Here is a 25,521-nt window from a genome sequence, read left to right as displayed (position 1 = left end):
GCATCATCCGTTATGGAGTTGAGGCAGCTGCACTACTTCGTGACCGTCGTGGACGAGGGCGGCTTCACCCGCGCCGCCGAGCGGCTGCATCTGGCGCAGCCCGGGCTCAGCGCGCAGATCCGCCGGCTGGAGCGGGAGCTCGGGCATCCGCTGCTGGACCGCTCCGGCCGCGCGGTGCGGCCGACGGAGGTCGGGGAGGCGGTGCTGCCGTACGCGCGGGCCGCGCTGGCGGCTGTGGACGGGGTGCGGCAGGCGGTGGAGGAGTTCACGGGCCTGCTGCGCGGCCGGGTCGCGATCGGGATGGTGCCGGGCACGCTCGGGCACCCGATGGATCTGATCGGGCTGCTGGCCGCCTTCCACGAGCGGCATCCGCGGGTGGAGATCACACTCACCGAGGACACCTCCGACCGCATGCTGGAGGCGGTGCGCCGCGGCGAGCTGGACCTCGCGGTCGCGGGGCTCGCAGAGGAACCGCCGCCGGGCGTCGGCCACCAGGTCGTCATCGACGAGCCGCTCGGCGCGGCCGTCGCCGCGGGACACGAGCTGGCAGCCGCCCACGGAGGCCGTGGCGCCCTGCCGGTCGCCGCCCTCGCCGGTCATCCGCTGATCACCCTGCCGCGCGGCGCCGGGGTGCGCGGGGTGCTGGAACGGCTGTGCGCCCAGGCCGGGTTCCGGCCGCGCGTCGCCTTCGAGGCGGCGACCCCGCGGGCGTTGGTGGACCTGGCCGCGCGCGGGCTCGGCGTGGCCGTCGTACCGGGGCGGCCCACGGCCGAGGGACTGCGGGTGTGGCGCCTCGACGATCCGCGGGCGCGCGGGCGGGTGGCGCTGGCCTGGCGGTCGGACGGCCCGGTCTCACCGGCGGCACGCGCACTGCTCGGGCGGCTGCGGACGGCCGTGGCGCGGGTGGACGCGGCGCGGGCAGCCGAGGGCTGACGCGCCGGCTACCGCGCGGACCATGGCCGGGCGGCGGTCCGCCGACGCGTCAGCTGCGTCATGGGCCGGCGGGTCACCGGTAACCGGTGGTGTCCGCCGGCTTGCCCGCGTCCTGCACCTCGGTCAGGTAGCGCCAGGCGTCCGGGCGGCTGCCGTCGAGGTCGGTGAAGCCGTACACCCGGGCGAGGCCACCGCTGGACAGGGACCGGCCGTTGAGGCGGGCCACGTCCGGGTCGGCGGCCAGGGCGGCGACCGCGCGGCCGACATAGCGCGGGGTCTCGGAGATCGCGAAGTGCGGCTCGCGGTGGAGGGCGTCACGCCAGTTGTCCTCGCGCACCCCGAAGTGGTCGAGCATGATCTCCGAGCGCAGCCAGCCGGGGGTGAGGGCGACGGCGGTGGCGCCGCGCGGGCCGAGTTCGTGGCCGAGGGAGAAGCCCATGCGCAGCACCGCCGCCTTGGCGAGGTCGTAGAAGAGGTTGTTGCGGTAGGTGTCGCGGTTGTATTCCGCGGTCCCGTCGGTCATCTCGACGACCAGCCCGCCGGGCCTGCGCAGCAGCAGCGGCAGCGCGTGGTGGCTGGTGACGAGGTGGGTCTCCACGGCGAGCCGCAGCAGCCGCAGCCCCTTGTCGAGAGAGTGCTCCCAGACGGGGGTGTCCCACTCGAAGAGCGTCTCGCCGCCCCAGATGTCGTTGACGAGGACGTCGAGACGGCCCTGCTCGTCGTCGACGCGGTCGACCACGGCGCGGACCTGCGCGGGGTCCAGATGGTCGGCGGGTGCGGCGATGCCCTTGCCGCCCGCCTCGGTGACCAGGTCGGCGGTGTCCTCGATGGTCTCGGGGCGGTCGTACTCGGAACGCCGGGCGCGGGTGGTGCGACCGGTGACGTACACGGTGGCGCCTGCCGCGCCGAGCTCCACCGCGATCCCACGGCCCGCGCCGCGCGTCGCCCCGGCGACGAGCGCCACCTTGCCGTCCAGCGGACGTGACATGCCCGGCCTCCTGTTTCCCTGGGTGAGGTGCGTCGTCCCCGAGGGTGCCGTGGAAGCCGGACATCTTCTGTCAGGTTTTACGGCCCGTCACTCGCCCGGCCTCGCCGTTCAGTGCCCCCGGTCGAGCCACTCCTGAAGGTGGGGTGCCTCGGCGCCGATGGTGGTCGCGTCGCCGTGTCCGGTGAGCACCTTCGTCTCCGGTGGCAGCGTCAGCAGACGGTCGCGCACGGAGTTGATGATCGTCGGGAAGTGGGAGTACGAGCGGCCGGTCGCGCCGGGGCCGCCCTGGAAGAGCGTGTCGCCGGTGAAGACGGCGCCGAGGCCCGGGTCGTGCAGGCACACGGCGCCCGGAGCGTGCCCCGGGGTGTGCAGCACGGTCAGATCGGTGCCGGCGGCCTCGATGACCTGCCCGTCGACCAGGTGGGCGTCGGGGTCGCGGTCGGGGTGGGTGAGCTTCCACAGCGGCAGGTCGTCGGGGTGCAGCCAGATCACCGCTCCGGTGCGGTCGGCGAGTTCCGGCGCGGCGTTCACGTGGTCGTTGTGGGCGTGGGTGCACACGATCGCGGTGAGGCGGCGGTCGCCCACGGCCGCCGTGATGGCGTCCACGTCGTGGGCGGCGTCGATGACGATCACCTCGTGGTCGTCGCCGACGATCCACACGTTGTTCTCGACGTCCCAGGTGCCGCCGTCGAGCGTGAACTGCCCAGCGGTGACGAGGCGTTCGATGCGGGCGGTCGTCACAGCGTCACCACCGAGCGCAGCACGTCGCCGAGGTGCATCCGCTCGAACGCCTTCTCCACCTCGTCCAGTTGGATGGTCTCGGTGACGAACTCGTCCAGCGGCAGCCGCCCTTGCAGATGCAGGTCGATCAGCATCGGGAAGTCGCGGGAGGGCAGACAGTCGCCGTACCAGCTCGACTTCAGCGCTCCGCCCCGGCCGAAGACGTCCAGCAGCGGCAGCTCCAGCTTCATCTCGGGCGTGGGCACCCCGACGAGCACGACGGTGCCGGCGAGGTCGCGGGCGTAGAACGCCTGGGTGTACGTCTCGGGGCGGCCGACGGCCTCGATGACGACGTCGGCGCCGAAGCCGCCGGTCAGTTCGCGGACGGCCTCGACCGGGTCGGCGTCCTTGGAGTTCACGGTGTGGGTGGCGCCCAGGGTGCGGGCGGTGGCCAGCTTGCGGTCGTCGATGTCGACGGCGATGATCCGGCCCGCGCCGGCCAGACGCGCTCCGGCGATCGCCGCGCCACCGACGCCGCCGCAGCCGATGACGGCGACCGAGTCGCCGCGGGTGACCCCGCCGGTGTTGATCGCCGCGCCGATGCCGGCCATCACCCCGCAGCCGAGCAGCCCGGCGACGGTCGGGGAGACGGCCGGGTCGACCTTGGTGCACTGGCCGGCGGCGACGAGGGTCTTCTCCGCGAACGCGCCGATGCCGAGCGCCGGGGAGAGCTCCTGGCCGGTGGCGGCGAGGGTCATCTTCTGCGAGGCGTTGTGGGTGGCGAAGCAGTACCAGGGCCGGCCGCGCAGACAGGCCCGGCACTGGCCGCACACCGCACGCCAGTTGAGGACCACGAAGTCGCCGGGCGCGACGTCGGTGACACCGTCGCCGACGGACTCGACCACGCCGGCCGCCTCGTGCCCGAGCAGGAAGGGGAAGTCGTCGCTGATCCCGCCCTGCTTGTAGTGCAGGTCGGTGTGGCAGACGCCGCAGGCCTGGACGCGGACCACGGCCTCTCCGGGCCCGGGATCGGGCACGACGATCGTCTCGATGCGCACCGGCTCGTCCCTGCCCGGCGCGATCACGCCGCGTACTTCCTGCGCCATGCTGCTCCATCCTTCCCTCGACGGGGCGTCCGCCCCGGTTCCGACCCTACGCGTGATCAAGCGCCGGGGGGCCGAAGAGGGGAACCTGCCGGTGAGCTGGTGGAGTGCGTTCAGCTTGTTGAGCGCGTTCGCCTGGTTCAACGCACCCAGCTGCTGGGAGACCCGGGGAACCTCGCCCTTGTGCTCGGCCGGGATGTCGCTGGTCGTGAGCGAGTCGAGCGCGGCGATCGGGTTCAGCTGTTCGGCGCGCAGGACGCCCGCGTTCGCCGTGGGGGGTGATACCGGCGGTCCCGGCGGCGAGTGCGGCGGCGGCGACGATACGACGAGTGGAGATCATGCCTTCAGCAACGGCGGAAGGGGCCCGGTGTGACACCGGCTCGCCGGGCAGCTCACACGTCAGGCGCAGCACCCGGGCCGGGCTTGCCGAGCCCGGCTGGGCGGAGGAGCCTTTTGACTAGGCCCCGTGCGGCCCGTTCTCCTCCCTTTCGGGCCCGCGGCCTGGCAAGGAGGTCACCATGGGCACAACGGCACACACCGGCTTCGACACGGAGACTCTGCGCAGAGGCATCGAGGACCGCACCGCCGAGGCGCTGCTCTCCCTGTACGCGGACGACGCGGAGATCCGTCTCGTCAACCGCAACGCTCAGCCCAGCAACCCGGCGGTGGTGCACGGCCGGGACGAGATCCGCGAGATGCTCGGCGACGTCTACAGCCGTGACATGACCCACAAGCTGGAGCAGTGCGTGGTCCAGGGCGACCACGCGGCGTACTGCGAGTCCTGCGAGTACCCGGACGGCACCCGCGTGCTGTCCGAGTCGATGATCACGCTCACGGACGGCAAGATCTCGGAACAGATCATCGTCGAGGCATGGGACGAGTGACGAGACAGGGGGTGCGGTCCAGGTCGGCCCCCGGCTGACCTGGACCTTCTCCGTGCGGCACCGGGGGCGGGGACGGTGGACGGGCTCGGTTACCCTGGTCGCGGGCCGTGACTGGCGCTGAGGTGGAGCACCACCGGGGAGCGGCCCCGTGGAGTCGATGCCGTGCGCCTGGGCGATGCCGTACCCGCTCAGGAGTTGCATCATGACCCAGGCCCGCCTCATGGACGGCACCGCGCTCGCCCGCCGCACCCTCGAGGAGACCGCCCAGCGCGCCGCCGACCTCACCGGGCGCACCGGGACGGCGCCCTGTCTCGCCACGGTGCTCGTCGGCGAGGACCCCGCCTCCGTCACCTATGTGCGGATGAAGCAGAACCGCTGCCGCAAGGCCGGGATCGACTCCCGGCACGTGGCGCTGCCCGCGTCCATCACGACCGAGGAGCTGGTGGCGGCGGTCCGGGCGCTGTCCGCCGACCCGTCCGTGCACGGCATCCTGCTCCAGCACCCGGTGGGCGACCACATCGACGAGCGGGCCGCGTTCGAGGCGATCGCGCCGGAGAAGGACGTCGACGGCGTCACCTTCGCGTCGTTCGCGACGATGAGCTTCGGCCTGCCCGGTTTCGTCTCGTGCACGCCGGGCGGGATCATGCGACTGCTGGACGCGTACGGCGTCGACCCGTCGGGCAAGCGGGCGGCCGTGGTGGGCCGCAGCGCGATCCTCGGCAAGCCCGTCGGGATGCTGCTGCTCGCCCGGGACGCGACCGTCACCTACTGCCACTCGCGGACCGCGGACCTGTCGGCGGCCGTGCGGGAGGCGGACATCGTCGTCGCAGCGGTGGGCCGGCCCCGGCTGATCCGCGGCCAGGACGTCAAGCCGGGCGCGGTGGTGATCGACGCGGGCTACAACGAGGGCAACGTCGGCGACGTCCACTTCGACTCGGCGGTGGAGCGCGCCTCGCTGATCACTCCGGTGCCGGGCGGGGTCGGTCCGATGACCATCGCGACGCTGCTGGAGCAGACGGTGGACGCGGCGGCCCGGCAGCTCGGGGTATCGGTGTGACGCCTTAGCCGCCCGAAGTGGCCGTATCGCGTGGGTCGTTCGTGTGGGTGGCGTGGGATCGTGGCCCTACTGCGCTGTATGCGTGTGGTGATCACGACGGCGAGCTCCCGGGGCGACGCGGCCCCCTTCACCGGCCTCGGGCACGCCCTGGCGTGGGCGGGTCGCGAGGTCACCCTGGTCACCCACAGCGGTTCGCGCCGCTCCCGGCGGGCTCGGGGGTGGCCTTCCACGCGCTGCCGGTCGATCCGCGGGCCGAGCCGGAGCCGGCGCGCGGCCGGGGCCTGCACCGCAGCGCGACCGGGGTGGGCAAGCTGTGCGGGTGGTGGAGATGGCCCGGGCGGTGGCCGGCCGCACGACCGACGCGTTGCCGGAGGCGGCCGAGGGCGCCGACGTGCTTCTCCTCGCCGCCGCGCTCGCGCCGCTGCCGCACGTCGTCGCCGAGGGTCTGGGCCGCCCGAGCCTGCGCCTTCGGCTGCAACCGATGGCTCCCACCCGGGAGTTCGCACCCCCTCTGCTCACCGCCGGCTCCTGGGGCGGTGCCGCGAACCGGGTCGCGGGGCTCGGGGTGAACCTCGCCGTGGAGCACGTCTTCGCCTCCGCGGTGCCCTCCGTGCGCGCCCGGCTGGGTCTGCCCGCCGTCGGCCCGGTGGCGGCGCTGCGCGCCCGGGAGCGGCAGCGCCGGCCGGTGCTGCACGGCTTCACTCCGCTGATGGTGCCCCGTCCGCGGGACTGGCGGCCGGGCCTGGAGGTGACCGGTCACTGGTGGCCGTACGACCGGGAGCGTGAACTGCCCGCCAAGCTGGGGGAGGTCCTGGACGCCGGGTCACTGCGGTGCGGGGACGACCGGGGCGGGGCTGCGGGCCGGGGTGCCTGCGGTGCCGGTGCCGATCCAGTTCGACGAGCATTTCTGGGCGTCCCGGCTGGTCGGACCGGGCGTCGCCCCGCGCGCCCTGCCGCTGGGCCGTCTCACCGCGCACGCGCCGGCCTCCGCGCTCGTGGAGGCGGTCACCGACCCGTCGTACGGGCGGCGGGCGCGGGCCCCGGAGACCCGGGTCCGCGAGGAGGACGGGACGGCACCGGTCCCGCAGGGCGCTGGAGCGGATCGCGGGCCAGGTGTTACGTCCGTGGTCTTGCCGGGGCGGGCGGCCTTTCCTTACTTTGCAGTAAGTCTCTTGCGCATCACGTGTGTTCGGTTTCCACCCCACCCCGAGGAGCCGTCATGCCCGCCTTCCGACCCCGACTTGTGTGCACGGTCGCCGCCGCGCTCGCCCTCACCGCCGCCTCGCCCGCCACCGCCGCCCACGCCGACCCCGCGGGGCTGCGAGAGGTGCTGTTCGTCGGCAACAACTGGGACGGCACGGCCGACGTCATCGCCTCCAGCGGCGACTTCGCGCGGATCGGCCGGATCAGTGTCGTACCGGACAAGGAGCAGCGGCTCGCGGAGATCAACGCCGACCCGGTCAAGTGGGCGTACTTCATGGCGATCCGCAACAGCGTCGGCGAGGGCCACGACCAGTTCGCCGACGACATGTACTCCACACCCGACGGCCGCTCGGTCGTCGTCTCGCGGCCCAGCTTCGCCGACGTCGTCTCGATCGACCTGGCCACCGGCAGGCTGAACTGGCGTTTCCCGGTGTCCGGATACCGCGCCGACCACATGGCCGTCTCTCCCGACGGCACCCGGGTCGCGGTGTCAGCGTCCACCGCGAACACCGTGCACGTCCTGGACATCGTCACCGGCCGGCAGCTCGGCTCCTTCGCCACCGGGGACAAGCCGCACGAGAACATCTTCAGCAAGGACGGCAAGTATCTCTGGAACATGGCCATCGGCGACGTGAACACCGCGCTGGACGCGCCCTGGCTGGACTGGACGAAGGGCGACCGGCACATCACGGTCGTCGACGCGACGACGTACAAGCCGGTCAAGGTGATCGACATGCGCGAGCGACTCGACGCGATCGGGCTGAAGGACTACTCCGACGCGGTGCGGCCGGCCGTCTTCTCCCCCGACGAGTCGAAGCTGTACTTCCAGGTGTCCTTCTTCAACGGCTTCTTCGAGTACGACCTCGCCACGGACCGGATCACCCGGACCAAGACCCTGCCGAAGAACCCCGCCACCAGCGACGACCGGACCACCTTCGTCAACGACTCGCGCCACCACGGCCTGTCGATGAAGCCGGACGGCAGCAAGCTGTGCGTGGCGGGCACCATGGACGACTACGCGACCGTCGTCGACCGCGCCACCCTCGAGGAGGGCCCGCTGGTCCCCGCGTCCAAGCCGTACTGGGCCACGGTCAGCGGCGACGGCCGGGACTGCGTGATCTCCGAGAGCGGCGCCGACCAGGTCACGGCCATCGACTTCGCCACGGGCCGCAAGCGGGTGTCGGTCCCGGTCGGCGACCACCCGCAGCGGGTACGGCTCGGCCGTGTCGCCGCCGGCTGGAGCGGCCCGAGCAGCTGAGCGCGAGCCAGTCCGACGGGAGAAAAAACGTCGGCGCATGGGTGTGAGACGGGCTTTTCGGGGTAAGCGCGCCTTATAGGGACGAGGCATGCAAAGCATGCGTCGCCGCTACAAATCCACCCGAAGGAGGTCCGTGACAGCGCAACCCAATCGCAGCGCCCGGGCCGCCTCCACCGAGGTGAGGCGGCCCGGCCCATGTCCGGGGCCCGCCGGTCAGCCGGCGCCCGCGCGCGCGGGCAGCAGCGCCCCGGGCAGGACGGCGAGCGCGAGGAGCGCGGCGGCCGCGTAGAGGCAGGCGGAGCCCAGCGCCACGGCGTGGAAGCCGTGCAGGAAGGGGCTCCGGTCGGCGGCGGACCCGGCGACGGCGCCGGCGACGGCGATACCGATTGCCCCGCCCGTTCGGCTGTCGTGTTGACCCCGGCGAAGGCCGGCCGCTTCACCAGCGCGGGCGGCAGCAGGGCGTCGTCCCCACGGCGCGACTCGACGGCGGCCGGCGCGACCAGGGCAGCCACCGCCACGACCGCCGCCGCGACGACCTGCGGCGCGCCGGGAACCGAGCGGCCGCCCTGGATGAAGGCGTAGGTCGCGGCCAGGAGCAGCGCGCCGAGCAGGACACCGGGCGGGCCCAGGGGGCGGGCCGTCGCCTCACGGCTCTCCTGGACCACGGCGGCGGCACGGACCAGGGCGACCGGCACGATCGGCACGTTGACCAGGAAGATCGCCCACCAGCCGATCCCGTCGAAGAGGGCGCCGCCGAGCAGCGGCCCGGCGGGCAGAGCGAGGCTCCCGATGCCTGCCCACACTCCGATGGCCCGCGCCCGCTCGGCGGGGTCGGGGAAGGCGCGGCCGATGACGGCGAGCGTGCCGGGCAGCAGCAGCGCGGCCCCGGCGCCCTGCGGGCGGCGATCAACGCGGTGGCCGTGGGGGCGAGCCCGCAGGCCAGCGAACCGGCACCGAAGACGGCCGGCCCGGCCGGTACGACGCGCCGGTGACCGTAGCGGTCGCGCGCGGTGCCGCTGGTCAGCATCAGGGCGGCGAGCGCCAGGGCGTAACCGTTACGACCCATTGCAGACCGTCCACGTCGGTGCCGCGCTGCGCGCCGATCGCGGGCAGGGCGACGTTGACGATCGTGACGTCCAGCAGCACCAGGAAGTACCCGGCGCACATGACGACGAGCACGCCCCCGGGGGAGGCGGGCCGCGCGGCGGGCCGCACCGCGCGCTTGAGGAAGGTCAGGGGTGTGTGAGTCATAGATCACTCGTAGCGGCCGAGGCGGTCAACGAGTGTCCGCGTCGGCCGCCCTGGACGACAGGCGTCCGCCTCGGGTGCCCGGCCGTCGGGACGGCGAAAACGAGCCGACGGGCGGCGGCCGTCAGCGCGGCGGCAGCCGGTGCAGTACGACGTCCGTGAGCCGGCCGTCGGCCACGGTGGCGGTGAGATAGGTGCAGTGGGGCTGGCGGCGGCGGTCGGTCGGGGAGCCGGGGTTGAGCAGCCGCAGGCCACCGGGCGCCGTGGTGTCCCAGGGGATGTGGCTGTGCCCGAAGACGAGGACGTCCAGGTCGGGGAAGCGCGCGGCACAGCGTGCCTCGCGGCCCTGGGCGGGGCCGGTCTCGTGCACCACGCCGAAGCGCAGACCGCCCAGGTCGGCACGGGCCACCTCGGGCAGGCGGGCGCGCAGCTCGGGGCCGTCGTTGTTGCCGTACACCGCGATCAGCCGGCGACTGCGGCTTTCCAGCAGGTCAAGGGTGGCGGTGTCGACCCAGTCCCCGGCGTGGAGGACGACGTCGGCGTCGGGCAGTTCGGCGAGCAGCGGCGCCGGCAGCTCCTTGGCGCGCTTGGGGAGATGGGTGTCGGACATCAGCAGCAGGCGCACGGCTTCAGGGTACGGCGCCGGTCCGGACGTATTCTTCAGGCAAAGCTGTTCAGGTGAAACTGGACAGTTTTACCTGAAGAAATTACCGTCGGGGCATGGCCCACGACGAGAACGCCCCGGAGATCTCCGGCAGCGCCGCCCGCGGCGCCCAGGAGCTGCGCGTGCTGATCGGCCGGCTGCGGCGCCGCGTCCGCGAGGTCGCCGGGGACGACGCGCTCACCCCGTCGCAGGTCTCCGCGCTGACCCTGGTCGGCAAGCACGGCGCGGCCACGGCGAGCGCGCTCGCGTCCGCCGAGGGCGTGCGCCCGCAGTCGATGGCGGCCACGCTGGCCGCGCTCGAGCAGCACGGACTGATCCGGCGCAGCCCCGACCCCGCCGACGGCCGCCGCCAGCTGGTCACGCTCACCGAGGCCGGGCAGGACCGTATCGCCGGTGACCGGCAGGCCCGCGAGGAGTGGCTGGCCCGGGCCCTCCAGGACCGGTTCACCGAGGCCGAGCGGCGCACCGTACTCGAGGCGCTGGCGCTCCTGGAGCGGCTGTCGCAGCCGTGACAACCCCTCGTTCCGTGAGCCGTGGCGCCCCCGCGTCCGTGAAGAGTCCGGAAACCTCAGCCCCGAAGTCCGCAGCACTGAACAGCACCCAACCGAAAGGCCCGGCCATGGCAGTCACCGCACTCGATCCGCGCACCGCCCTCGTGGTGATCGACCTCCAGGCGGGGATCGCCGCCGCGCCCGTCCAGCCCCACTCCGGCGCCGACGTCGTCGCCCGGTCCGCCCGGCTGGCCGAGGCGTTCCGCGAGCGTGACCTGCCGGTCGTCCTGGTGCGGGTGTCGTTCGCCGCCGACGGCGCCGACGCCGTCCCCGGACGCACCGAAGCCCCCCGGGCGGGGGGTGCCCGCCCCGAGGGCTGGGACGTGATCGTGCCGGAACTGGCCGGACACGCGGGCGACATCACGGTCACCAAGCACAACTGGGGCGCCTTCCACGGCACCGACCTGGACGTTCAGCTGCGTCGACGCGGGGTGACGCAGATCGTGCTGACCGGCATCGCCACCAGCATCGGCGTCGAGTCGACGGCCCGCGCCGCACACGAGCACGGCTACCACGTCGCCCTCGCCACGGACGCCATGAGCGACATGGACGCCGAGGCGCACACGGGCAGTGTGCGGCGGATCTTCCCGCGGCTGGGCGAGACGGGCACGACCGAGGGGATCCTCGAACTCCTCGCCAAGACGCACGGCTGACGCGTCGACCGCTAGGTCCTGCGCGGTGCCGCCTCCGCCCCTGTCGCAGTCCCCGTCGGTGCTGCCGGGAGGCTCGGCTCAGTCCTCGCCCCGCACGATGTTCCCATCGGTCCCGGTGCGTGACGCGGGCTCGGCGCCGGGGTCCTCCACGGCGGGCAGGCAGGTGCGCAGTGCGCGCTGGCGGCGCAGCCTGCGTGCCCTCGCCCAGCCGGTCTCGGCTCGGCGTATGACGGTCTTGTCCTGGGACTGAGCGGTCGTCACGGCGTCTCATCTTCCTTCTGCTGCCCGCGCGTTCCTTCGGTTCGCACTACGTCGCCGAGTCCCCGGACGTCCCGGATTCAAACGCACGTCCAGCAGGTGAGGAATCGGCCGCGGATAGGCCGTAGGGCGCACCTCGGGCCCCGGGTCCTGCGTGGCGCGAGTACCTGCGCGGAGCGCGGCGGTAGCGTCGCCGCGGTCCGGGGAGGAGGACGATGACAGACCTGAAGGCACAGCACAGACCGGACGGCCGGCCGGCCCCGACCGGGCGGGCGCTCGGCCGGGCGCTGTTGCGCTGGACCTCCACGACCGACCACAAGGTGATCGCCCACCTGTATCTGGTCACCGCGTTCTGTTTCTTCCTCCTGGCCGGCCTGCTGGCCATGGCCATGCGCGCCGAGCTGGCGCGGCCCGGGCTGCAGCTGCTGAGCAATGAGGGCTACAACCAGTTCGTCACGATCCACGGCACGATCATGATGCTGCTGTTCGCGACGCCCATGTTCGCCGGGTTCGCCAACGCCGTCATGCCGTTGCAGATCGGCGCGCCGGACGTGGCGTTCCCGCGGCTGAACGCGCTGTCGTACTGGATGTACCTGTTCGGCGGGCTGATGGTGGTCTCCGGGTTCCTGGTGCCCACCGGCGCCGCGTCGTTCGGCTGGTTCGCGTACGCGCCGCTGAACGACGCGGTGCACACGCCCGGCGCGGGCGGCGATCTGTGGGCGATGGGGCTGGTGGTGGCCGGTGTGTCGACCACGCTCGGCGCGGTGAACTTCATCGCCACCATCATGTGTCTGCGCGCGCCCGGCATGACCATGTTCCGGATGCCGCTGTTCACCTGGAACGTGCTGTTCACCTCGATCCTGGTGCTGCCGGCGTTCCCGGTGCTGACCGCGGCGCTGCTCGCCCTGGAGGCGGACCGCAAATTCGGCGCGCACGTCTTCGACTCGGCGAACGGCGGGGCGCTGCTGTGGCAGCACCTGTTCTGGTTCTTCGGGCACCCGGAGGTCTACATCGTCGCGCTGCCGTTCTTCGGGATCATCTCGGAGATCATCCCGGTGTTCAGCCGCAAACCGCTGTGGGGTTATCTGCCGCTGATCGGCGCGACCGTCAGCATCACGATGCTGTCGGCGGTGGTGTGGGCGCACCATATGTTCGCGACCGGGGCGGTGCTGCTGCCGTTCTTCTCGCTGATGTCGTTCCTGATCGCCGTGCCGACGGGCATCAAGTTCTTCGCGTGGATCGGCACGATGGTCCGCGGCTCGATCTCCTTCGAGACCCCGATGGTGTGGTCGCTGGGCTTCCTGGTGACGTTCCTGCTGGGCGGGCTGAGCGGGGTGCTGATCGCCTCGCCGCCGCTGGACTTCCATCTCACCGACTCGTACTTCATCGTCGCGCACCTGCACTACGTACTGTTCGGCACGGTGGTGTTCGCCATGTTCGCCGGCTTCTACTTCTGGTGGCCGAAGCTGACCGGCCGGATGCTCGACGAGCGGCTGGGCAAGCTGCACTTCTGGCTGCTCTTCCCCGGTTTCCAGCTGACGTTCCTGGTGCAGCACTGGCTGGGCGAGGCGGGCATGCCGCGCCGCTACGCCGACTACCTCGCCGCCGACGGCTTCACCCTGCTCAACACCCTGTCCACGGCCGGGGCGTTCCTGCTCGGCGTCTCCACGCTGCCGTTCCTGTACAACGTGTGGTACTCCGCCCGGCACGGCCGGGTGGTCACCGAGGACGACCCGTGGGGGTACGGGCGTTCCCTGGAGTGGGCGACCTCCTGCCCGCCGCCGCGGCACAACTTCCACGCGCTGCCCCGGATCCGCTCCGAGTCCCCCGCCTTCGACCTGCACCATCCCTATGTGGCCCGCCAGGCGAAGGAAGTGGGGCAGCGATGAAGACGGAGTCGGTGCTGTTCGGGGGCGTGGCCCTGTTCTTCGCGGGGATCGCGGCACTCTACGGCGGCTGGTCGCGGGAACCGGCCGGCTCGGCGGTGCTCGTGGTCGCCTTCCTGATGGCGTCCCTGGTGTCCTTCTTCAGCGCCGTGCAGTACCGGCGCCGGGGCCCGCGGCCACAGGACCGGCGGGACGCGGAGATCGCCGACGCGGCCGGGCCGGTGGAGTTCTTCCCCGCGGCGAGCCGCTGGCCGGTGGTGACGGCGGCCGGGTTCGCGCTGGCGGCGACCGGTGTGGTGTACGGGCTGTGGCTGTTCCTCATCGGGATGGCGGTGCTGGCTCGGGGGGTTCTGGGGATGGTGTTCCAGTTCGTGCACCGGGGCGAGGAGCAGGAGTGAGCTGCGGCCGCGGGGCGCCGGGCCGCACGGTGGTGACGGGGCGCCGGCTCTCCTCGTAGCCGCCCTCGACGGTCTGCCGTACGTCGCCGGTGTCCACGCCCTCCCGAAGGTGCTCGCGTTCCTCGTCGGTGAGGGCGTGGCACAGCCAGCGGGTGAGGAAGAACGCGGCGATCGGTGCGAGCACCAGCAGAACCCTCAGGGTCCACGTCATCACGTTGACGGAGACGCGGAAGGCGGCGGCGGCCACGTCGTTGCCGCCCGCGATCAGCAGGACGGCGTAGAAGACGATTCCGGCGACGCCCAGGCCGGTGCGGACGGGCCGGTCGCGGGGCCGGTCGCACAGGTGCTGCTCCTGGCGCCCCTCCCCCGTCAGCCGCTGCTCGACGAACGGGTAGGCGTACAGCACCAGGAACAGCAGGCCGGGCAGGACGACGGCGGGCAGGAGCACGTTCCACATGAGGGTGTGGCCGGCGACGTTGGTCTCCCAGGGCGGTACGAGGCGCAGCGCGCCCTCCAGGAAGCCGACGTACCAGTCGGGCTGGGAGCCGGTGGAGGCCTGGTCGGGGCGGTAAGGGCCGTACACCCACACGGGGTTGATCTGGGCGACGGCGCCGAGTGCGGCGAGCAGGCCGAAGACCATGAGGGACAGCCCGGCGGAACTCGCGGTGAACTGCGGCACCATCGGCTTGCCGACGGCGTTGCGCTCGGTGCGGCCTGGGCCGCTCCACTGGGTGTGCTTCAGGTGGAACACCAGGATCAGGTGCACGGTCACCAGGCCGAGCAGCACGCCGGGCAGCAGCAGGATGTGCATCGGGTAGAGCCGGGAGATGAAGTCGTGCCCGGGGAACTGGCTGCCGAAGACGAAGAAGCTCACATACGTGCCGACGACCGGCAGCGACAGCATGATGCCCTGGGCGATGCGCAGGCCCGTGCCGGACAGCAGGTCGTCCGGCAGCGAGTAGCCGGCGAAGCCCTCCGCCAGGGCCAGCATGAACAGGGTGACGCCGATGACCCAGTTCAGCTCACGGGGGCGGCGGAAGGCGCCGGTGAAGAAGATCCGCAACAGGTGCACGCCGATCGCGGCGGCGAAGACGAGCGCCGCCCAGTGGTGGATCTGGCGCAGCAGCAGTCCGCCGCGCACGTCGAAGCTGATGCGCAGGGTGGACTCGTAGGCGGCGGACATCGCCACACCGCGCAGCGGCACGTAGTGGCCGGCGTAGACGACCTCGCGCATCTCCGGGTCGAAGAAGAAGGTCAGCCAGACGCCGGTGAGCACCAGCACCAGCAGGCTGTACAGGGCGATCTCGCCGAGCAGGAAAGACCAGTGGTCGGGGAACGCCTTGCGCAGCATCGCGCCGCCCTCACCGACCGGCAGCCGCGCGTCGAGGGCACCGGTCAGCCGCTCGCCCCTGCTCTCCCCCGTCACCGGCTCCGACCGGCCGTGCCGCTCCACGTCCCTGTACCTCCCGTGTCCGCCGACCCACCGGAGATGACCCTCCCCCGCCGGCATGCCTGTGGCACGCGGCGGCGGGGGAACCACCCGTGTCTTGAGCCCACTGCACCCGTTCGGGTGCGCATCGCGGACGCGGTCGGGGGCGGGGGTGCCGTCAGATGTTGGGGCGGGCCGCGCTGATGTCGCCGAGGGCCGAGTCCGGGTCGCGTTCCATGGCGGTGTCGCCGAGGGAGACGATGCCGACCGGGTGGCCGTGGTCGACGACGGGGATGCGGCGTACGGAGTGCTCGCGCATCAGGCGGATCACGAGGTTCAGGTCGTCGTCGGGGCCGACGGTGACCACGTCGTCGCTGCAGATGCCGGCGACGGTGGTCTGCTCGGGGTCCCCGCCGTCGGCGATGCCGCGGACCACCAGGTCACGGTCGGTGACGAGGCCGCGCAGGTCGTCGCCGTCGGTCACCAGGACCGCGCCGAGGTCCTCGTCGCGCATCAGCCGGGCGACGGAGGTGACGGAGGCCTGCGGCTCCACGGTGACCGGGTCGGCGGTCATGATGTCGCGGACGTGCTGGGTCATGACGTACTCCTTTTCGCAAGGGGGTGTGCGGGAGCCGGGTTACCCGCAGACGGCCGGTGACACGGGGATTCAGCGGGCTAGGTCGATCTCGCTCCAGACCTGCTTGCCGCCGCTGACCGGGACCGCGCCCCAGGCGTCCGACACGGCCTCGACGAGGAGGATGCCGCGGCCGCCGGTGGCCTCCCAGCCGATGCTGGTCGGCTTGACGGGGGTGCGCGGGGAGGCGTCGGTGACCGCGATGCGCAGCCGGTGGTTGACCAGGGTGAGGCCGAGGCGGACCTGTCCGCCCGTGTGCACCAGGGCGTTGGTGACGAGTTCGGAGACGACGAGCAGCACGGCGTCCACGTCGGACGCGGGGACGCCCCAGACGCGCAGGGTCCGCCGGGTGAAGCGGCGGGCGTGTCCGACGGCCTGCGGGACCCGCCACACCGTCCAGCTCTCCCGCAGCGGGCGCGAGGCCATGCCGTCGTAGCGCACCAGGAGCAGGGCGACGTCGTCGCTGCGGTGGGCGTTGCCGAGGAGGGCGTCGGCGACCGTGCCGAGGTCGTCGACGGCGCAGCCGCCGAGGTCACGGGCGAGCCGGGCGAGGCCGCTGTCGATGTCGGCGTCCACCGACTCGACCAGGCCGTCCGTCGTGAGCGCGAGCACCGTGCCGGGCCGCAGGGACAGCGGGCCGAGCGGGAAGTCCGCCTGCGGGAGCACACCGAGCGGCGGACCGCCGTCGGACTCGACGATCTCGGTGCTGCCGTCCGGGTGGCGCAGCACCGGCGGCAGATGCCCGGCCCGTACGCACCACGCGGAGCCCGACTCCAGGTCGAGGTCGACGTAGGCGCAGGTGACGAACAGGTCGGTCTCCAGGTCGGCCAGCAGCCGGTTGGAGTGCGAGACGACCACGTCCGGCGGGTGGCCCTCGACGGCGTAGGCGCGCAGCGCGGTGCGCATCTGCCCCATGACGGTGGCGGCGGCGGTGCTGTGGCCCTGCACGTCGCCGATCACCAGGGCGACATGGTGGTCGGGCAGCGGGATCACGTCGTACCAGTCTCCGCCGACCTCCAGGCCCGCGGTGGCGGGCAGATAGCGGGCGACGGCGACGGCGCCGGGCAGTGCGGGCAGGCGGCGCGGCAGCAGCTGGCGCTGGAGCATGCCGACCAGTTCGTGCTCGGCGTCGAAGGCGTGGGCGCGCATCAGGGCCTGCCCGGCGAGGCCCGCGGAGGCGGTGAGCAGGGCGCGCTCGTCGGGGCCGAAGTCGTGCGGGGTGTCCCAGCCGATGAGACAGGCGCCCGCCATGCGGTTGCCGGCGGGCAGCGGCAGCACGGCGAGGCCGCCGGGCCCGACCTCGGCGAGGGCGGGTTCCAGGGCGGTGCCGGCGGGCCAGATCCGGGCGCGGCCCTCGCGCAGCGCGGCGGCGAGGGTGGGCATGGCGCGCACGGGCGCGTCGGGCCACTCGGCGCGCCACTCCAGCCGCCACAGCTCGGGCCAGGCCTCGGGCTCCGGCGGGTCGAGGACGGTGACGATGAGCCGGTCGCCCTCCAGCTCGGCGAGCGCGATCCGGTCGGCCCGCAGCGGCCCGCGCAGGGCGGACACGACGGCCTGGCTGACGTCCCGCACGGTGCCGGCGGTGGCCAGCGTGGCGGCCAGGCGCTGCACCCGGGCCACGTCGGTGACGTCGGAGCGCAGCACGGAGGTGTCCTCGACGGTGCCGACGAGCCGGGCGGTACGGCCCTCGCCGCCGGGCAGCAGCCGGCCGTGCAGCCTGAGCCATCTGGGCGCTCCCGTGGGCTGCAGGATCCGGAACTCCAGCTCACGGTCGCCGATCGACATGTGGTCTGCCTCGACGACGGACATCAGCGCGGGCAGGTCTTCGGGGACGGTGAGGCGCAGCAGCGTCTCGACGTTGCCGTCGAAGTCCTCGCGGGCCAGCCCGAACAGCCGCAGGATGCCGTCGCCGACCGCGACCCGCCCGCTGTCCATGGCGAGGCTGAAGGCGTTCGCGGGCAGCTCTCCGGCCTCGGCGGCCGTGGCCGGCACCGGCGCGCTGACGGCCGCGGCGACCAGTTCGAGACAGGTGCGCGCCTCGGTGCCGAAGCCGCCGCTGTCCTCGCTGACGGCGAGCAGGCAGCCGCCGGTGCCGTGCAGGGGCAGCGCGGCCAGGTGGAAGTCGAGCGCGGGGACGCGCCGGGACGGCGCCCGGGCGGCCAGCTCGCGCGGTCCGAGCCACACCGCGTGCCCGGTGCGCTGCACGTCGGCGGCCGGGGAGCGCCCGGACACCGGGTAGCTCTCGCGCAGTCCGTACACGGATCTCGGCACCCCGGCGGACTCCACCAGGCACAGCAGGTCGCCCTCCTCGTCGGGCGTGTAGACGGCGGCCAGTTGGGCGCCGGCGAACACCAGCGCCTGTTCGAGGACCTGCCTGATCCGTTCGGGTGAGTCGGGGCCGGAGGCGAGCGCTTTGAGGGCACCTTCGGCACGCAGCGTCCGCGTGCTGTGTCCCGCAGCTCCCTCACTGACCACGTCGGTATTACAGCGCGCATCGCACGCGGGCGCAGCCCCTGCGACCGTGGCCGCGCCCCGGCGCGTGAGCTGCTCGAAACGATCCGAACATCTTTTGACGCATGCGTTCTGCACGGTGATGTGGTGACACCCGTGACTTTCGGTGGTCGGTCACTCACTGGAAACCTCGAGGCCGGACCACGGAGGGGGACGCATGGACAAGCGGTACGAGGTGTACGCCCTCGCGGACCGTCACTTCTACGACACGCCGGACCGGCTGTCGGACGGCGGAGAGCAGGCCGCACCGCTGTTCGCGGCGGCGCGCCGCGAGGTGCCCGCGGGCTGGAGCGCGGCACGCGTCGGCGACTGGCTGACGCTGACCCCGCTCACCGCGGACGGCCACCCGCACTCCGGACCGGCCCAGGGCTGGAAGATCCACGCCTCGGCCACCCGGGCGAACGCCGAGAAGATCGCGGCGATCGTGTGGGACTACTGCGTGCCCCGCCGCATCCCGTTCAAGTTCGTGCCCGGCCCGCACCTGCTGCACCTGCGCAACGCCAAGTACGCCGGGCGCGACACCAGCGGCAAGTTCGTCACCGTCTACCCGGACGGCGAGGAGCAGCTGCACACCGTGCTGCGCGAGCTGGGCGAGCTGCTGGAGGGCTTCGAGGGCCCCTACATCCTCACCGACCTGCGCTGGGGCGAGGGCCCGCTGTACGTCCGCTACGGCGCCTTCGCGCGCTCCTACGTCGTCGACGAGCGCGGTGCGCTGGTGCCGGCGGTGCGCGACGGAGAGGGCCGGCTGGTACCGGACCGGCGTTCGCCCTCCTTCCAGGTGCCGGAGTGGGTGACGCTGCCCGAGTTCCTCCAGCCTCATCTGGCGGCGCGCAACACCACGACGGTGGGTGAGCTGCCGTACCGCATCGACAAGGCGCTGCACTTCTCCAACGGCGGCGGGGTGTACGCGGGCACCGACACCCGCGACGGGCGCAAGGTGGTGCTGAAGGAGGGCCGGCCGCACGCGGGGCTGGCCTCCGACGGAGCCGACGCGATCGCCCGGCTGGAGCGTGAGAGGGACGCGCTCGAGCGGCTGGCGGGGACCGGGGTCGTGCCGGAGGTGCGGGACTGGTTCACGCTCGGTGACCACCGGTTCCTGGTGACGGACTTCGTCGAGGGGCGGCCGCTGAACGCGTTCTTCGCCGAACGGCATCCGCTGCTCGCGCCGGACCCGGACCCCGGCGAGGTCGCCGCGTACACGGCGTGGGCGGTGCGCATCCACCGGGCCGTGGAGCAGGCGGTGGAGAAGGTGCACGCGCGCGGGGTCGTCTTCAACGACCTGCACGTGTTCAACATCATGGTCGCCCCCGACGAGGAGTCCGTGTACCTGATCGACTTCGAGGCGGCCGCCCCGGTCGAGGAGCACGGCCGCCAGGTCGTCGCCCACCCCGGGTTCTTCGCGCCGCCCGACCGGCGGGGCGTCGAGGTGGACCGCTACGCGCTGGCCTGCCTGCGGCTCGCGCTGTTCCTGCCGGTGACCACGCTGTTCGTGGTGGACCGGGGCAAGGCGGCCCACCTCGCCGAGGTGATCGCGCGTGAGTTCCCGCAGGTGCCCGCCGGCTTCCTGGCGGAGGCGGTCGCCGAGATCACCCGGGGCACGACCGGCCGGCCGGCGGGATCCGTCCCGCTCGTGGATCCCGCCGACTGGCCGCACAGCCGGGACTCGATGACCAAGGCGATCCTCGCCTCGGCGACCCCGGAGCGCGACGACCGGCTCTTCCCCGGCGACATCGCCCAGTTCTCCGACGGCGGCGGCCTCGGCCTCGCCCACGGCGCGGCCGGCGTGCTGTACGCGCTCGCGGCGACCGGCGCCGAACGCTACGACAAGGGCGAGCGCTGGCTGCTCGACCACAGCGACCCGGCACCGGCGGGCACCCCGCTCGGCCTGTACGACGGTCTCGCGGGCGTCGCCCACGTACTGGAGCTGCTGGGCCACCGGCAACGGGCCCTTGACCTGGTCGAGAGCATCCTGAACGAGCGCTGGCAGAACCTGTCGTCCGACCTGCACGGCGGCCTGGCCGGGCTCGGCCTGGTCCTCGGCGCGCTCGCGGACTCGACCGGCGAGAGCGAGCTGGGCGAGCGGGCCTCCGAGGCCGCGCGGATCCTGGTCGGGCGCCTCGCAGAACCGCCCGCGCCGAAACGGCGGGCCGGGCTGCTGCGCGGCGCGAGCGGGCCGGCGCTGTTCCTGCTGCGGCAGTACGAGCGCACCGGCCAGGCGGAGTTGCTGCGGGCGGCCGGTGTGGCGCTGCAGCGCGACCTCGAGCGTTGCGTGGTGCGGCCGGGCGGCTCGCTGGAGGTCGACGAGGGCTGGCGCACCCTGCCCTACGCCGGTGACGGCAGCGTCGGGATCGGCATGGTCCTGGACGACTTCCTCGTCCATGCGCCGCAGGCCGCCGAGGAGTTCGCCGCCGTACGGGCGGGCGTGCTGACCGCCGCGACCTCCCGCTTCTACGCGCAGCCCGGGCTGTTCCAGGGCCGCGCCGGAATGATCGCGTACCTGAGCCGCACCGGGGCGGCACCGGAGCACCTGGCCGGCCAGATCTCCGGACTCGGCTGGTACGCGATGGCCTACCAGGGCCAACTCGCCTTCCCCGGCCATCAGATGATGCGGCTCGCCATGGACCTCGCCACCGGAACGGCGGGCTGTCTGCTGGCGCTCGGCGCGGCCCTCGACGGCCCCGGCCCGGCACACCTGCCGTTCCTCCCGCCGCTCACGCGGCCCTGAAGACGCGGCCGCAGTCCCGCGGTCGTGACACCACCCCTGTCCCCATGACGAAAGGACACGATCATGGCTCTTCTCGACCTGCAGACGATGGAGTCCGACGAGCACAACGGCGGCGGCGCGAGCACCGTCAGCCTGCTGTCCTGCATCAGCGCGGCGAGCGTTCTGCTCTGTCTGTGACGCCCACCGCGTGACCACGGCTCCGGGTGTGCCCTTCCGCTGAAGGAGGGGCCACCCGGGGCCCTCACTCTTCTCCGGGAGCAGCCGGCATGCCACGTCCACACCAGCGAGGCGACGCGGTGACCCGCGAGAGCGCGGCACTGTTGCGCGACGCCGCCCGGCACAGCGCGGCCCGCCGCACGGCGCTGTCCGTGGCCTCCGTGGCGTCGGCCGGCGCCGGACTCCTGCTGCCCGCCGCGCTGGGCCGGGCCCTGGACCTGGTGCTGGCGCACGAGCCCGCGACCCGCTGGGTGCTCCTGTGCACGGCCCTCGTCCTGCTGACGACCGTGCTGGACGCGGCCGAGACCGTGCTCCACGGCACCGTCGACGCCCGCACCACGGCCTGGCTGCGCCGCCGCGCGACGGGCCATGTGCTCGCCCTCGGCCCCCGCGCCCAGGACCGCTTCCCGGCGGGTGAGCTGGTCGCCCGGCTGGTCAGCAACGCCACGGCGGCCGGAACGGCACCCGCCGCGCGCGCCGCGCTGCCGGCCGCGATCGCGGTCCCGGCCGGGGGTGTCGTCGCGCTGGCGGTGATCGACCCGTGGCTGGCGGTCGTCCTGCTCACCGGGGCACCGCCGCTCTACCTGCTGCTGCGCGCCCTGGCCCGCGACACCTCCGCCTGCGTCGCCGACTACCAGCGGGTGCAGGGACGGATGGCGGCGACACTGGCCGAGGCCGTCGCCGGCCGGCGCACCATCCGCGCGGCCGGGCTCCAGGAGCGCGAGACGGCCCGCATCCTGACGCCGCTGCCCGAACTGTCCCGGGCGGGCCACCGCATGTGGCGGGTGCAGGGCCGGGCCGCCGCGCAGGCGGTGGCGGTCGCACCCCTGCTGCAGCTGGCGGTGGTGGCGGTCGCGGGCCTGCTGCTGGCGCGGCACCGGCTCACCGCCGGGGAGCTGCTCGCGGCGTCCCGGTACGCGGTCCTCGCCACCGGTGTCGGTGCGCTCGTCGGCCGGCTCACCGCCGTGGCACGGGCCCGCGCGGCGGCCGGACGGCTGGGCGAGTTGCACGCCGTGCCCGCCCCGCGTCACGGCGGACGCCGGCTGCCGCGGGGTGGGCCGGGACGGCTGGAGCTGCGCGGGGTGAGCGCGCGTCGCGGCGAGCGCACGGTGCTCGACGGGGTCGACCTGGTCGTGCCCGGCGGGACCACCCTCGCTCTCGTCGGCCGCTCGGGAACGGGCAAGTCACTGCTCGCCGCGCTCGCCGCACGGCTCGCCGACCCGGACGCCGGGGAGATCCTGCTGGACGGGGTGCCCCTGCGCGAGCTGTCCCACAAGGAGCTGCGGACCGCGGTGGCCTGCGCCTTCGACCGCCCGGTACTGCTGGGCACCACGGTGGGGGACGCGCTCGCTCTCGGCCTGCCGCACCCCTCACCCGCCCGTATCCGGGAGGCGGCCCGTACCGCCCACGCCGACGACTTCGTGCGCCGCCTGCCCGCCGGGTACGCCACCGCCTGCGCCGAGGCCCCCCGCTCCGGCGGCGAGTCCCAGCGCTTGGGCCTCGCACGGGCCTTCGCCCGGGGCGGACGGCTGCTCGTCCTGGACGACGCGCTGTCCAGCCTCGACACGGTCACCGAGCACCGCATCACCGAGGCGCTGACCGCCCCCGGCACCCACGGCACCCGCCTGCTCGTCGCCCACCGCGCCGCCACGGCCGCCCGCGCGGACGCCGTGGCCTGGCTGGACGGCGGACGTGTCCGCGCGGTGGGGCCACACGCGACGCTGTGGCGGGACCCCGGCTACCGGGCGATGTTCGCCGGCGCGGACCCGGAGGGGGTACGGCGATGAGCGGCGCGGGACGTACGGCCGCGGGCGTCGGGCTGTTCGCGCGGGGGACGCGCTTTCTGCACCGGCGGTGGCGGGTGCTGCTGCGGCTGGCCGGCTGGTCGGTGCTGGAGACCGGGCAGACCTTCCTGCTCGGGTACGCCCTCGCCCGCGCCCTGGACGACGGGTTCCTGGCCGGGCGGTCCGGGACGGGGCTGGTCTGGCTGGCGGTGGCCGGCGCGGGGGTGCTGGTCGGCGCGTTGGGCACCGGGCGGGTGTACGGCGCCGTCGCCGCCCTGGTGGAACCGCTGCGGGACCGGCTGGTGACCCGGGTGGTGGCGCGCGGCGTGCGCGAGGCGGACGACGGGGCGCTGTCCGGGCTGACGCAGCAGGTGGAGATCGCCCGGGACACGTTCGCCGGGCTGGTGATGGTGGCGCGGTCGTTCGTGTTCACGTCCGTCGGCGCGGTCGCCGGGCTGCTCGCTCTCGCCCCGCCCCTGCTGCTCGTCGTGGGGCCGCCGCTGGCCGCCGGTGTGGCGCTGTTCGCGGCGACGCTGCGGCCGCTGGCGCGGCGGCAGGAGGCCTACCTCGCCGCCGACGAGGCGCTCGCCGCCCGCCTCGGCGCCGTCTGTCCCGGGATGCGGGACATCACGGCGTCCGGGGCGGAGGAACGGATCGCGGCGGACGTCGGGGCCGACGTCGACGCCGAACTGCGGGCCGCGCGGTCCCTGGCCCGCTTCTCCGTGCTGCGCACGGCGGCCCTCGCCGTCGGCGGTCATCTGCCGGCCGTGCTGCTGCCGGCCGCGGCGCCCTGGCTCCTGGACCGCGGTGTCACCCCGGGCGCCCTGGTCGGCGCCCTCGCCTACGTCACCCAGTCCCTGCTGCCCGCGCTGGGCACGCTCATCCACGGCCTCGGCACGAGCGGCGCCCGGCTGACGGTGGTCCTGCGCCGGCTGGCACCTCGGACGGACGCCGGAAGGCCGGGCGGTGCGCAGGGGACGGTCGGGGTGCGCGGGCCCGCGGACCGCACCGGCGCGGCGGGCCCTGCGCCGGCTCCGGTGCCCGCACCGGCCCCGGCGCCCGCCGAACCCGCTCTGCGCCTGACCGGCGTGACCTTCTCGTACGGCCCCGGCGCCGCCCCCGTGATCGACGACCTCGACCTCACGCTCCCGCCCGGCGCCCACCTGGTCGTCGTCGGACCCAGCGGCATCGGGAAGTCGACGCTCACCGCGCTCGTCGCGGGGCTGCTGGAGCCCGTGCGCGGCGACATCCGCGTCCACGGCGCGCCGGTGCCCTCGGCACGGGCCGCCGCCCTGCGCGTCCTTGTCCCGCAGGAGGCGTACGTGCACAGCGGCACCCTCGGTGAGAACCTCGGTCTGCTGCGGCCGGCTCCGGTGCCCGAGCCGGAGCTGCTCGCGGCGGCCGACGCGGTCGGGCTCACATCCCTGCTGGAGCGGCTCGGCGGTCCGGGTGCGCCGGTGGACCCGGCGGCACTGTCGGCCGGCGAGCGGCAGCTGATCGCGCTGACCCGGGCCTATCTGTCGTACGCGCCGCTCGTGCTGCTGGACGAGGCGACCTGCCACCTGGACGCGGAGGCGGAGGAGCGCGCGGAGCGGGCCTTCGCGCAGCGCGCCGGCGGCACGCTGGTCGTAGTCGCGCACCGCATCAGTTCGGCGCGGCGCGCCGACCGTGTGCTGGTGCTTGACGGCCCGCGCACGGCGTACGGCACGCACGGCGAGCTGCCGGCCCGCTCACCGCTCTATCGCGAGCTGGTCGGTCCCTGGGCCACTCCCTCAGACCCAGCCCTGGCCCTGGGAGATGCGGATGGCGTCGACGCGGTTGCGGGCGCCGGTCTTGCGGGTGATGGCCGCCATGTAGTTGCGCACCGTGCCGTGGGACAGGTGCAGGCTCCCGGCGATCTCGGCGACGGATGCGCCACCGGCGGCCAGGGATAACACGCTCAGCTCACGGCGGGTCAGCGGCATCTCGGCGGCCTCGAGGAAGCCGAAGCCGAGCGAGTCGTCGACGAAACGTTCCCCCTGGGCGACACGCCGGATGCCCTCGAGCAGGCGCTCGGGCGCGCCCTTCCTGCCGATGTAGCCGAGCGCCCCCGCCTCCCTGGCTCTTCTCAGCATCCCCGGCCGGTGCGCGTCGGCCAGCACCAGCAGCCGTGGCCCCGTCCCGTCGGCCGCGCCACGCCTGCACAGCTCGCCGAGCGGCGGGACGCCAGGTGCGTCGTAGCACTCCAGGTCCGCGGCGCACACGTCGGGCCGTACCGACCGCACCCGGCCCGGCGCGGCGCGCCATGAGGTGTCGTAGACGCGCAGGTCGTCCTCGCGGCGCAGCCAGTCCGCGAGGACGGACCGCACCAAAGACGCGTCATGGACCAGAAGTACCCGGATCACCGCTGTCCCTTCTCCTTGTTGCGCCGCAGTCATA

General features: G+C 73.7%; 21 protein-coding genes, 3 pseudogenes and 1 riboswitch. Of the genes and pseudogenes, 13 read left to right on the top strand and 11 right to left on the bottom strand.

Features of this window, described 5'->3' with window-relative positions:
* Positions 1-12 precede the first annotated feature (12 nt).
* Positions 13-933, top strand: coding sequence for a LysR substrate-binding domain-containing protein (locus tag ACF1GV_RS29015; protein ID WP_391686149.1), 921 nt, complete (start codon positions 13-15; stop codon positions 931-933).
* 73 nt (positions 934-1,006) lie between these two features.
* Here ACF1GV_RS29015 and ACF1GV_RS29010 read toward each other — a convergent pair whose 3' ends face one another.
* From ACF1GV_RS29010 to ACF1GV_RS29000, 3 genes are all read right to left on the bottom strand, one after another.
* A complete protein-coding gene (locus ACF1GV_RS29010; RefSeq protein WP_391686147.1) occupies positions 1,007-1,921 on the bottom strand; it encodes an SDR family oxidoreductase in 915 nt (304 codons plus the stop codon).
* Between the two features lie 108 nt (positions 1,922-2,029).
* Positions 2,030-2,662 (bottom strand): MBL fold metallo-hydrolase, encoded by a 633-nt coding sequence (locus ACF1GV_RS29005; protein ID WP_391686145.1) that lies wholly within the window; start codon positions 2,660-2,662, stop codon positions 2,030-2,032.
* Complete coding sequence (locus ACF1GV_RS29000; protein ID WP_391686143.1) at positions 2,659-3,747, bottom strand: S-(hydroxymethyl)mycothiol dehydrogenase; 1,089 nt, start codon at positions 3,745-3,747, stop codon at positions 2,659-2,661. Before ACF1GV_RS29000 ends, ACF1GV_RS29005 begins: the two co-directional genes overlap by 4 nt.
* 515 nt (positions 3,748-4,262) lie before the next feature.
* Between ACF1GV_RS29000 and ACF1GV_RS28995 the strand changes: the two genes are divergently transcribed.
* From ACF1GV_RS28995 to ACF1GV_RS28980, 4 genes and pseudogenes are all read left to right on the top strand, one after another.
* Positions 4,263-4,628, top strand: a complete 366-nt coding sequence (locus ACF1GV_RS28995) for a nuclear transport factor 2 family protein (protein WP_391686141.1) — start codon at positions 4,263-4,265, stop codon at positions 4,626-4,628.
* A 97-nt stretch (positions 4,629-4,725) separates the two neighbouring features.
* A riboswitch (ZMP/ZTP riboswitch) is annotated at positions 4,726-4,809 on the top strand.
* 21 nt (positions 4,810-4,830) lie between these two features.
* Positions 4,831-5,685 (top strand): bifunctional 5,10-methylenetetrahydrofolate dehydrogenase/5,10-methenyltetrahydrofolate cyclohydrolase, encoded by an 855-nt coding sequence (locus tag ACF1GV_RS28990; RefSeq protein WP_391686139.1) that lies wholly within the window; start codon positions 4,831-4,833, stop codon positions 5,683-5,685.
* 78 nt (positions 5,686-5,763) lie between these two features.
* Positions 5,764-6,767, top strand: a pseudogene (locus tag ACF1GV_RS28985) (glycosyltransferase); the annotation flags it as partial.
* Between the two features lie 137 nt (positions 6,768-6,904).
* The gene (locus tag ACF1GV_RS28980; RefSeq protein ID WP_391686137.1) at positions 6,905-8,146 is read left to right on the top strand and encodes a YncE family protein; all 1,242 of its coding nucleotides are present in this window, start codon (positions 6,905-6,907) and stop codon (positions 8,144-8,146) included.
* Positions 8,147-8,820: 674 nt separating this feature from the next.
* On the opposite strand, the pseudogene ACF1GV_RS28975 reads toward ACF1GV_RS28980, so the two are convergent.
* From ACF1GV_RS28975 to ACF1GV_RS28965, 3 genes and pseudogenes are all read right to left on the bottom strand, one after another.
* Positions 8,821-8,997 (bottom strand): annotated as a pseudogene (locus ACF1GV_RS28975) (MFS transporter); the annotation flags it as partial.
* Between the two features lie 175 nt (positions 8,998-9,172).
* A complete protein-coding gene (locus ACF1GV_RS28970; protein ID WP_391686135.1) occupies positions 9,173-9,397 on the bottom strand; it encodes a hypothetical protein in 225 nt (74 codons plus the stop codon).
* Between the two features lie 121 nt (positions 9,398-9,518).
* Positions 9,519-10,019, bottom strand: coding sequence for a metallophosphoesterase family protein (locus ACF1GV_RS28965; protein WP_391686133.1), 501 nt, complete (start codon positions 10,017-10,019; stop codon positions 9,519-9,521).
* 95 nt (positions 10,020-10,114) lie between these two features.
* On the opposite strand from ACF1GV_RS28965, the gene ACF1GV_RS28960 reads away from it, so the two are divergent.
* Positions 10,115-10,570: a MarR family winged helix-turn-helix transcriptional regulator gene (locus ACF1GV_RS28960; protein ID WP_391686131.1), complete on the top strand. Its 456-nt coding sequence runs from the start codon at positions 10,115-10,117 to the stop codon at positions 10,568-10,570.
* Between the two features lie 107 nt (positions 10,571-10,677).
* Positions 10,678-11,262, top strand: coding sequence for a hydrolase (locus tag ACF1GV_RS28955; protein ID WP_391686129.1), 585 nt, complete (start codon positions 10,678-10,680; stop codon positions 11,260-11,262).
* A 78-nt stretch (positions 11,263-11,340) separates the two neighbouring features.
* On the opposite strand, the gene ACF1GV_RS28950 is transcribed toward ACF1GV_RS28955, so the two are convergent.
* A complete protein-coding gene (locus tag ACF1GV_RS28950; RefSeq protein ID WP_391686127.1) occupies positions 11,341-11,523 on the bottom strand; it encodes a hypothetical protein in 183 nt (60 codons plus the stop codon).
* Positions 11,524-11,735: 212 nt separating this feature from the next.
* On the opposite strand from ACF1GV_RS28950, the gene ctaD reads away from it, so the two are divergent.
* Together ctaD and ACF1GV_RS28940 are read left to right on the top strand one after the other, a co-directional pair.
* Positions 11,736-13,409, top strand: a complete 1,674-nt coding sequence (ctaD, locus tag ACF1GV_RS28945) for a cytochrome c oxidase subunit I (protein ID WP_391686125.1) — start codon at positions 11,736-11,738, stop codon at positions 13,407-13,409.
* The gene (locus tag ACF1GV_RS28940; RefSeq protein ID WP_391686123.1) at positions 13,406-13,804 is read left to right on the top strand and encodes a cytochrome c oxidase subunit 4; all 399 of its coding nucleotides are present in this window, start codon (positions 13,406-13,408) and stop codon (positions 13,802-13,804) included. Before ctaD ends, ACF1GV_RS28940 begins: the two co-directional genes overlap by 4 nt.
* Here ACF1GV_RS28940 and ACF1GV_RS28935 read toward each other — a convergent pair.
* The 3 genes from ACF1GV_RS28935 to ACF1GV_RS28925 all read right to left on the bottom strand — a co-directional run bounded on the left by ACF1GV_RS28935 (position 13,725) and on the right by ACF1GV_RS28925 (position 18,342).
* Positions 13,725-15,155 carry a cytochrome bc complex cytochrome b subunit gene (locus tag ACF1GV_RS28935; protein WP_391686454.1) on the bottom strand — a complete coding sequence of 477 codons (1,431 nt, stop codon included), beginning with the start codon at positions 15,153-15,155 and terminating at the stop codon, positions 13,725-13,727. The genes ACF1GV_RS28940 and ACF1GV_RS28935 overlap by 80 nt on opposite strands.
* Before the next feature lie 256 nt (positions 15,156-15,411).
* Positions 15,412-15,831 (bottom strand): CBS domain-containing protein, encoded by a 420-nt coding sequence (locus tag ACF1GV_RS28930; RefSeq protein WP_391686121.1) that lies wholly within the window; start codon positions 15,829-15,831, stop codon positions 15,412-15,414.
* Between the two features lie 69 nt (positions 15,832-15,900).
* Positions 15,901-18,342 (bottom strand): SpoIIE family protein phosphatase, encoded by a 2,442-nt coding sequence (locus ACF1GV_RS28925; protein ID WP_391686119.1) that lies wholly within the window; start codon positions 18,340-18,342, stop codon positions 15,901-15,903.
* Between the two features lie 193 nt (positions 18,343-18,535).
* Here ACF1GV_RS28925 and lanKC point away from each other — a divergent pair, with 193 nt between their 5' ends.
* The 4 genes from lanKC (at position 18,536) to ACF1GV_RS28905 (ending at position 25,037) form a co-directional block, all read left to right on the top strand.
* A complete protein-coding gene (lanKC, locus tag ACF1GV_RS28920; protein WP_391686117.1) occupies positions 18,536-21,103 on the top strand; it encodes a class III lanthionine synthetase LanKC in 2,568 nt (855 codons plus the stop codon).
* A gap of 63 nt (positions 21,104-21,166) precedes the next feature.
* Positions 21,167-21,280 carry a SapB/AmfS family lanthipeptide gene (locus ACF1GV_RS28915; protein ID WP_391686115.1) on the top strand — a complete coding sequence of 38 codons (114 nt, stop codon included), beginning with the start codon at positions 21,167-21,169 and terminating at the stop codon, positions 21,278-21,280.
* A gap of 89 nt (positions 21,281-21,369) precedes the next feature.
* Positions 21,370-23,106 carry an ATP-binding cassette domain-containing protein gene (locus ACF1GV_RS28910; RefSeq protein WP_391686113.1) on the top strand — a complete coding sequence of 579 codons (1,737 nt, stop codon included), beginning with the start codon at positions 21,370-21,372 and terminating at the stop codon, positions 23,104-23,106.
* Positions 23,103-25,037 (top strand): ATP-binding cassette domain-containing protein, encoded by a 1,935-nt coding sequence (locus ACF1GV_RS28905; protein WP_391686111.1) that lies wholly within the window; start codon positions 23,103-23,105, stop codon positions 25,035-25,037. The genes ACF1GV_RS28910 and ACF1GV_RS28905 overlap by 4 nt, the downstream gene beginning before the upstream one ends.
* On the opposite strand, the pseudogene ACF1GV_RS28900 reads toward ACF1GV_RS28905, so the two are convergent.
* A pseudogene (locus ACF1GV_RS28900) lies at positions 24,960-25,217 on the bottom strand (LuxR C-terminal-related transcriptional regulator); the annotation flags it as partial. The gene ACF1GV_RS28905 and the pseudogene ACF1GV_RS28900 sit on opposite strands and share 78 nt — an antisense overlap.
* Positions 25,218-25,521: the final 304 nt, after the last annotated feature.

The sequence above is a fragment of the Streptomyces sp. NPDC014006 genome (assembly GCF_043088925.1).
Taxonomy (GTDB): domain Bacteria; phylum Actinomycetota; class Actinomycetes; order Streptomycetales; family Streptomycetaceae; genus Streptomyces.
The sequence above is the reverse complement of the archived record's forward strand: the minus strand, read 5'-3'. Positions and strand labels throughout refer to the sequence as shown.

Excerpts from the sequence above, each read along its gene's own strand:
- ACF1GV_RS29000 (WP_391686143.1), bottom strand. The coding sequence starts at position 3,747 with ATGGCGCAGGAAGTACGCGGCGTGATCGCGCCGGGCAGGGACGAGCCG.
- ACF1GV_RS28905 (WP_391686111.1), top strand. The coding sequence starts at position 23,103 with ATGAGCGGCGCGGGACGTACGGCCGCGGGCGTCGGGCTGTTCGCGCGG.
- ACF1GV_RS28980 (WP_391686137.1), top strand. The coding sequence starts at position 6,905 with ATGCCCGCCTTCCGACCCCGACTTGTGTGCACGGTCGCCGCCGCGCTC.
- ACF1GV_RS28930 (WP_391686121.1), bottom strand. The coding sequence starts at position 15,831 with ATGACCCAGCACGTCCGCGACATCATGACCGCCGACCCGGTCACCGTG.
- ACF1GV_RS28970 (WP_391686135.1), bottom strand. The coding sequence starts at position 9,397 with ATGACTCACACACCCCTGACCTTCCTCAAGCGCGCGGTGCGGCCCGCC.
- ACF1GV_RS28990 (WP_391686139.1), top strand. The coding sequence starts at position 4,831 with ATGACCCAGGCCCGCCTCATGGACGGCACCGCGCTCGCCCGCCGCACC.
- ACF1GV_RS28960 (WP_391686131.1), top strand. The coding sequence starts at position 10,115 with ATGGCCCACGACGAGAACGCCCCGGAGATCTCCGGCAGCGCCGCCCGC.
- ctaD (WP_391686125.1), top strand. The coding sequence starts at position 11,736 with ATGACAGACCTGAAGGCACAGCACAGACCGGACGGCCGGCCGGCCCCG.
- ACF1GV_RS28995 (WP_391686141.1), top strand. The coding sequence starts at position 4,263 with ATGGGCACAACGGCACACACCGGCTTCGACACGGAGACTCTGCGCAGA.
- lanKC (WP_391686117.1), top strand. The coding sequence starts at position 18,536 with ATGGACAAGCGGTACGAGGTGTACGCCCTCGCGGACCGTCACTTCTAC.
- ACF1GV_RS28940 (WP_391686123.1), top strand. The coding sequence starts at position 13,406 with ATGAAGACGGAGTCGGTGCTGTTCGGGGGCGTGGCCCTGTTCTTCGCG.
- ACF1GV_RS28955 (WP_391686129.1), top strand. The coding sequence starts at position 10,678 with ATGGCAGTCACCGCACTCGATCCGCGCACCGCCCTCGTGGTGATCGAC.
- ACF1GV_RS28910 (WP_391686113.1), top strand. The coding sequence starts at position 21,370 with ATGCCACGTCCACACCAGCGAGGCGACGCGGTGACCCGCGAGAGCGCG.
- ACF1GV_RS29015 (WP_391686149.1), top strand. The coding sequence starts at position 13 with ATGGAGTTGAGGCAGCTGCACTACTTCGTGACCGTCGTGGACGAGGGC.
- ACF1GV_RS28915 (WP_391686115.1), top strand. The coding sequence starts at position 21,167 with ATGGCTCTTCTCGACCTGCAGACGATGGAGTCCGACGAGCACAACGGC.
- ACF1GV_RS29010 (WP_391686147.1), bottom strand. The coding sequence starts at position 1,921 with ATGTCACGTCCGCTGGACGGCAAGGTGGCGCTCGTCGCCGGGGCGACG.
- ACF1GV_RS28935 (WP_391686454.1), bottom strand. The coding sequence starts at position 15,155 with ATGCTGCGCAAGGCGTTCCCCGACCACTGGTCTTTCCTGCTCGGCGAG.